This is a genomic window from Actinomycetota bacterium (assembly GCA_018334075.1).
Lineage (GTDB): Bacteria > Actinomycetota > Coriobacteriia > Anaerosomatales > UBA912 > JAGXSC01.
This window is the reverse complement of sequence record JAGXSC010000019.1, coordinates 1-5,591: the sequence shown is the minus strand read 5'-3', so window position 1 is coordinate 5,591 and position 5,591 is coordinate 1. Positions and strand designations below refer to the sequence as shown.

Sequence of the window (5,591 nt, the reverse complement as noted above, 5' to 3'; positions counted from 1 at the left end):
GGGTTTATTGTCTTAGCGTTTTCTTTATGGGCCATAGTTTATATAACTATTCCCATTTATCTGGCAAATAAGGCTGCAAAGGTATTATTTCCCTCTTTATGTACAAAGCCAGTGGCTGAACGATTTTGGCACAATTTTGTTTTCCCTCTTCCGCTGCTGATTATCATATCTCTATCGCTTTTACACTTCGGGTTAGATCTTCAATTACAAATACCAACGTGGTTCCCATGGGCTCCTGAGGGTTTGCACCATATGTATCACAGATTTTCGTTCCCAATACCAGTCGCCGTGTTTATTGGCCGGTTCATAGTGGTGCTTTTATTCGGCTGGCGGATGAAAATTAAAGATAGCAGCTCACAGGGTGCATTGCCTTAGTTAGGAGCGTTGATTCTTATGGAAACAATAGGTCTGATATTCCTTACTCTGGTGGTGCTTTTATTTGTAGGTTTTCTGCTGCTGGTTATCCCAGCAGAACTTGGACAGAAAGCCGGAATTTGGGTTGCCTCGCGACTTGTCCCGTCACAACCGCAAGGCATACAGGGCGAACCGCCGTCTTCCAAGAAACTATCTGATCGGTGGTGGTGGTGGGCTGTACCTACATTTATTGCTTTCTCTACAACTCCAATAGTGTTCGAGAGCCTAGTTCCTGGGGCGCCTAGACTGCTAGGCGCCCCCTACCTTATCTTTACATCGTTGCAGGAGCAACGGCTACAAGAAGACCCTGTGCATTTGATAATTTACGGCATCATCTTAGCTACGGCATTTTTCATTGTTGCTTTTATAGCTAATTTTCTTAGCAGTTGGTATCGTTTTGCAAAAAAGAAGCGAAGCGGCTCAGAGCCAGCTTCTGGAAAGATAGGGTAAAGACTCTCTTACCTGGTCGCGAGCGCTGTTCACGCTCACGAAGAACTGTCGCATCATCGCGACCAGCAGGTATCTACCTTTAGCGGTTAAAGTAAGCCTTGCCTCATCTTCAACACCAAGCGATGACGTTTGCTTATAAGGCTCGTCAGAATCGCTTGAGCCGCAGATGAGGCACTACGCAGAAGACCCGAGCCGGCTTAGCCGCGCTCGTTTACTGACGGTCTGCAAGGTGCTCACCACGCTGGTTCGCGCTGATCGGTTCTGCGATGGGGCGCTTGCAGAAGCACTCGAACGAGGAGTGCCACAGGCGGCGATGAGACGGCTGGGCGAGATCTCAGGGGGATTAAGCCCGCGTACGACCTTCAGGGGCAGCATGACACTAACGATGCGCCTGTTAGCTGGGTCCAGCCGCGCGCACGACCACGAAGTCCCCCTGCTCCAACGGGATGCTGTCTGCCTCGAAATCGCCTGGGGCAAGCTCAAGCCGACGAAGTACGCCGCCGTCCAGTTCACCTTCCCACGACAGGAAGAGTTCAGAGGTGCCGAGATCGCCCAGGAGTCCAACGAGCGAGCGAAGATCGGCTGCGGTGCGCTCGTTGGACCGACGTCGTTTCTTCGGAAGCGCGAGCAGGAGCGAGTCTTTGAACCAGCCGCACCCGCACCCCTGCCATGAAGCAGCATAATAGACGAACGGCTTGGAGAAGTGGGGCAAGACAATGTGGTGCTCGTCCTGAAGTGTCTCGAGGTGAAACGCATCGGCATAAACGGCCACCTCGACGTCAGGCACGTCGAGTTCGATATCAGTTCCGATGAAGAGTGCGTAGCACATTCGCTCGACCACTCCAGCTAGTCACCATGAGATGGCCGACCCGATTCCGGTGTATACGTGGATCGTCCGCGAGGAACAGGCCCTGCGGCGCCGACAAACGGAGGGACCGGTAATGAACCGGATTATACACATCGGACTCGACGTACACAAAGACTCGATCGCCGTGGCGGTACTGCGCCCGGACACCACTGAAGTCGACGAGCGGGTGATCCCCAACACCCCGGAGGCGATCCGCAAGCTGCTCTCGCGTCAAGACCGCACGAAACCCAAGGCCACGACCAACGTGAGCGATCGGGGGTTGACCGGCCATCTCATATCGACGTTCTTGGAGATGAGCCGCGAGCGAAACGAGTCGGCTCGATCTCCTGGCTAGGCTTCGCGCTCGCTTCCCCTTGGCCGCAGGAGTTGTCGCAGGCCAAGTGCTGGCTTTTGCACTGGGCGGGCTTGTCGGACTCGGCGCCGCATCGGCCATCTTCGTATTGTATTTCGTGACCCGCTACTCGTAGAACGGAACCTCACGTCTCTTAGTGTTTTCTAACGCCGAGACCCCGCACGATAAGAGCGAGACCGCCAAGGATTAGTGCGATGCCCGGACCCGGCAACACAAGCATCGGTATGCCGAGAAGCACGAGTGTCACCCCGCCGATCACCGACAGGCAACCACACCCGCGGCGGCGCACCCCCGGCGTCTCTGCTGCGAGCGGAGGAGGCGGATAGTGTGGCGTCTTTGTTTCCATATCACCGTCATACCCACAAAATGCGCGAGACGATCCTGCCGTGCGCGGTGAACAATTTAGGCCACGCCAGCTGTCAGAACAGGCATCTGCTCCCAGATGCGACTTTCCAGCTCCCTGCCCGCAGCCTTCTTGCGTACACCGCCCCATTGCTTGAAGAAGAACGGTACTCCCAGCTCCACGCATCTATCGCGGATGCCGAGAACCCAGTCTGGATCGACCGGCCGAGCTCCGGGTCCGGACTCCCCACCAACAATGACCCAGTCGACATCCAAGAGGTCCAGGTCTGGTAATGGCCCGAGCAGCGGCTCAACTGACAAGAACCTGACCGTCGCCGGCACCTTGCGCAGATGCTCCACACGAGTGAGATGCTCGTTGTCCATGATCTCGAAGACCCGTTGGATGAAGTCAACGGGAACCTCTTCATGGAAGAGGTCGCCCATGGAGTTCACGAAGACCATGCGTGGCTTTGACCACGTAAGGGGCAGCCGAAGCATGTGCTCGTGAGTTCGAACCGCAAACCCATCCCGATAATTGGGCTGGCCCATAGCCTGCAGGCGCTTTGTCCTTGACTAGATGGTTGGCAATGCTCAGACCCGTGCCGGCTTAGTCGCGCTCGTTTGCTGACGGTCTGCGAATCCGCATGAGCCCAGGGGAGATGACGGTGAATGCCCCGGGCATCCGGTCGCCGTGCGCGCCCAAGGCCTCCGCGACGATGGCCGCCTTCTCGGCGGCGGCGAGCCAGCCAGCCTGAGCAGCAGCACGCCGGTGGATACCCGGCCCATGCGGAACACGAGCTCGCCGAAGTCCTTGTCGACGGTGATGAGGATGCGGCCGTCCTCGTCGGCGCGGCCGAGCACCTCGTCGTCGCTAACGCCGGGGGACAGCTCCGCCACGTAGTCCACGTCGTGGCCCTCGTCGCGGAGCCGCTCGACGACCCGGGCTTCAACGCCCTCGTCCGCCAGCAGCCTCACGCGACCGGGGTGGAGATCGGATAGGCGACGTCGGCCTTGAGGGCCTCCGCGCCGAAGCGGACCGCGGCAAGTACACCCTCGCGCGTGAGGCGAGGGTGAGACTCGAGTATCTGCTCGATCGTCTCGCCCGCTCCGAGGCCCTCGAGGATCTGCTCGACGGTGATCCGGGTGCCCTCGACGACCGGCTTGCCCATCATCACACCGGGCTCCGACACAATCCTTTGCGCTGCCACCAGGAGCACCTCCTTCGCCGCATACAGTGTACTACCCTCGCCCACGAGCCGGACACCGGGAATCTCAGCTAACGACCATTCTGCAGTCCGCGCTAATGGATACTCAATCCATGCGCAAGCTAGGTATTAGATTATCATGCCGGACGCCTGGGGTCACTTAGGACGACCGGCGCTCCGCATCTGAGTAGCGCGACACTGAGTAGCCGCCCCTGATAGGGATGAACTTCGAGAAGCGCGGCGCGATAGCGTTCGCCGGGCAGCCATAGATGCACCGCATGCACATCAGGCAGTCGAATCCGAATCGCGGCTTGCCGTCCCGCCCGCGGCGAACGTTGCCTTGAGGACACCGGCTCCAGCACGTGCCACATGACGTACATCTATCGCTCGCGCGAAGCTCCAGTCCGAACAACCGTGAGGCCGGAGACTCGAGCCTGCCAACGAAGCTCACGATGCGCGACTTCCAGGCCATCGGCTGCGGGACTCCAGGCTTCGCCTCGAGAGACGCAGCCACATGCGCCATTCGTGCGTCCGCTTCTGTGATGAGCCCACGGGCCATCTCATCGGGGAACGCCATGATGAAGGTGAGCGGCATCGCCACGATCTCGTCTGCCACCACTGCATAGCCCTTCGCCATGAGCGACCGCCGCAGGCGGCGTGAGGCGGCGTGGTTGACCCAGTGATCGGCGCAACCCACGGCGATGATGCTGACGGCCTCGAATAGGCTGGGTGCCAAGTGCCTGACGAAACGATCGACGTTTCGCGGAGGATTGAATCCGTGTATCGGATACAGAAGAACGAGGTGCCCGCCCTCCGCTAGCAGCCCGGGCCGAGTGGCTTCGAGGGGGACGAGCTTCGTTGCCTGTGGACCCAGGCAACCCGCAAGCGTTTCGGCCACATGCTTTACGTTCCCGGTGGGGCTGAAGTAGAGCAGCGTGTACTGGGCGATCTCAGGTCCTCCAGGGTCTGTAGCTGTTGGGGTGCAGGAACCCCCAGTTCGTCCTAACAGTGATTCTATGGTCTGCGTAATCGCAGGCCGCCCGCGTTCTCAGTATACGACGCCCGCCCCCCTCGCCGAAACGGACGTCATCTTTCTGGCGGAGAGGGAGGGATTCGAGCCCTCGTACAGCCTCACTCCCCCGGCAACACAAGCATCGGTATGCCGAGAAGCACGAGTGTCACCCCGCCGATCACCGACAGGCAACCACACCCGCAGCGGCGCGCCCCCGGCGTCTCTGCCGCGGACGGAGGAGGTGGCGGATAGTGTGGCGTCTTTGTTTCCATGTCACCATCATACCCGTGAAATGCGCGAGGCGATCCTGCCGTGCGCGGTGAGCAATTTAGGCCACGCCAGCTGCCAGAACAGGCATCTGGTCCCAGATGCGACTTTCCAGCTCCCTACCCGCAGCCTTCTTGCGTACACCGCCCCATTGCTTGAAGAAGAACGGTACTCCCAGCTCCACGCATCTATCGCGGATGCCGAGAACCCAGTCTGGATCGACCGGCCGAGCTCCGGGTCCGGACTCCCCACCAACAATGACCCAGTCGACATCCAAGAGGTCCAGGTCTGGCAATGGCCCGAGCAGCGGCTCAACTGACAAGAACCTGACCGTCGCCGGCACCTTGCGCAGATGCTCCACACGAGTGAGATGCTCGTTGTCCTCGACGGTAACACCCATCCACACGTTGTTGGGCCAGCTTAGAAACGGAGTGACCTCTGCAAGCCGGTCTGCGCGTTTGGTCAGTAGTTGGTATGTGTGTCGCGGTGTTGCCTCCATGATCTCGAAGACCCGTTGGATGAAGTCAACGGGAACCTCTTCATGGAAGAGGTCGCCCATGGAGTTCACGAAGACCATGCGCGGCTTTGACCACGAGAGGGGCAGCGGAAGCATGTGCTCGTGAGTTCGAACCGCAAACCCATCCCGATAATTGGGCTGGCCCATAGCCTGCAGGCGCTTTG

The 5,591-nt window shown here is 59.1% G+C and carries 10 protein-coding genes and 1 pseudogene; 3 read left to right on the top strand and 8 right to left on the bottom strand.

Annotation, left to right across the window (positions count from 1 at the left end; all coding sequences use genetic code 11):
- A partial coding sequence (locus KGZ89_03045) for a hypothetical protein (GenBank protein ID MBS3973826.1) occupies positions 1-375 on the top strand: 375 nt, incomplete at its 5' end.
- Between the two features lie 18 nt (positions 376-393).
- The gene (locus KGZ89_03040) at positions 394-864 is read left to right on the top strand and encodes a hypothetical protein (protein MBS3973825.1); all 471 of its coding nucleotides are present in this window, start codon (positions 394-396) and stop codon (positions 862-864) included.
- A gap of 394 nt (positions 865-1,258) precedes the next feature.
- Here KGZ89_03040 and KGZ89_03035 read toward each other — a convergent pair whose 3' ends face one another.
- A complete protein-coding gene (locus KGZ89_03035; protein ID MBS3973824.1) occupies positions 1,259-1,693 on the bottom strand; it encodes a hypothetical protein in 435 nt (144 codons plus the stop codon).
- Between the two features lie 112 nt (positions 1,694-1,805).
- On the opposite strand from KGZ89_03035, the gene KGZ89_03030 reads away from it, so the two are divergent.
- Positions 1,806-2,066: a transposase gene (locus KGZ89_03030; GenBank protein MBS3973823.1), complete on the top strand. Its 261-nt coding sequence runs from the start codon at positions 1,806-1,808 to the stop codon at positions 2,064-2,066.
- A gap of 151 nt (positions 2,067-2,217) precedes the next feature.
- Here KGZ89_03030 and KGZ89_03025 read toward each other — a convergent pair whose 3' ends face one another.
- The 7 genes and pseudogenes from KGZ89_03025 to KGZ89_02995 all read right to left on the bottom strand — a co-directional run.
- On the bottom strand, positions 2,218-2,430 hold the full coding sequence (locus KGZ89_03025; GenBank protein MBS3973822.1) for a hypothetical protein: 213 nt from the start codon (positions 2,428-2,430) through the stop codon (positions 2,218-2,220).
- Positions 2,431-2,486: 56 nt separating this feature from the next.
- Positions 2,487-2,975 carry a DUF5131 family protein gene (locus tag KGZ89_03020; GenBank protein MBS3973821.1) on the bottom strand — a complete coding sequence of 163 codons (489 nt, stop codon included), beginning with the start codon at positions 2,973-2,975 and terminating at the stop codon, positions 2,487-2,489.
- A gap of 58 nt (positions 2,976-3,033) precedes the next feature.
- Positions 3,034-3,401: pseudogene (locus KGZ89_03015) on the bottom strand (DUF5615 family PIN-like protein).
- Positions 3,398-3,634: a DUF433 domain-containing protein gene (locus KGZ89_03010; GenBank protein MBS3973820.1), complete on the bottom strand. Its 237-nt coding sequence runs from the start codon at positions 3,632-3,634 to the stop codon at positions 3,398-3,400. Before KGZ89_03010 ends, KGZ89_03015 begins: the two are co-directional and overlap by 4 nt.
- Positions 3,635-3,791: 157 nt before the next feature.
- The gene (locus tag KGZ89_03005; GenBank protein MBS3973819.1) at positions 3,792-4,529 is read right to left on the bottom strand and encodes an EFR1 family ferrodoxin; all 738 of its coding nucleotides are present in this window, start codon (positions 4,527-4,529) and stop codon (positions 3,792-3,794) included.
- A 233-nt stretch (positions 4,530-4,762) separates the two neighbouring features.
- The gene (locus KGZ89_03000; protein MBS3973818.1) at positions 4,763-4,915 is read right to left on the bottom strand and encodes a hypothetical protein; all 153 of its coding nucleotides are present in this window, start codon (positions 4,913-4,915) and stop codon (positions 4,763-4,765) included.
- A 56-nt stretch (positions 4,916-4,971) separates the two neighbouring features.
- A partial coding sequence (locus KGZ89_02995; GenBank protein MBS3973817.1) for a phage Gp37/Gp68 family protein occupies positions 4,972-5,591 on the bottom strand: 620 nt, incomplete at its 5' end.

Excerpts from the sequence above, each read along its gene's own strand:
- KGZ89_03040 (MBS3973825.1), top strand. The coding sequence starts at position 394 with ATGGAAACAATAGGTCTGATATTCCTTACTCTGGTGGTGCTTTTATTT.
- KGZ89_03035 (MBS3973824.1), bottom strand. The coding sequence starts at position 1,693 with ATGTGCTACGCACTCTTCATCGGAACTGATATCGAACTCGACGTGCCT.
- KGZ89_03030 (MBS3973823.1), top strand. The coding sequence starts at position 1,806 with ATGAACCGGATTATACACATCGGACTCGACGTACACAAAGACTCGATC.
- KGZ89_03025 (MBS3973822.1), bottom strand. The coding sequence starts at position 2,430 with ATGGAAACAAAGACGCCACACTATCCGCCTCCTCCGCTCGCAGCAGAG.
- KGZ89_03020 (MBS3973821.1), bottom strand. The coding sequence starts at position 2,975 with ATGGGCCAGCCCAATTATCGGGATGGGTTTGCGGTTCGAACTCACGAG.
- KGZ89_03000 (MBS3973818.1), bottom strand. The coding sequence starts at position 4,915 with ATGGAAACAAAGACGCCACACTATCCGCCACCTCCTCCGTCCGCGGCA.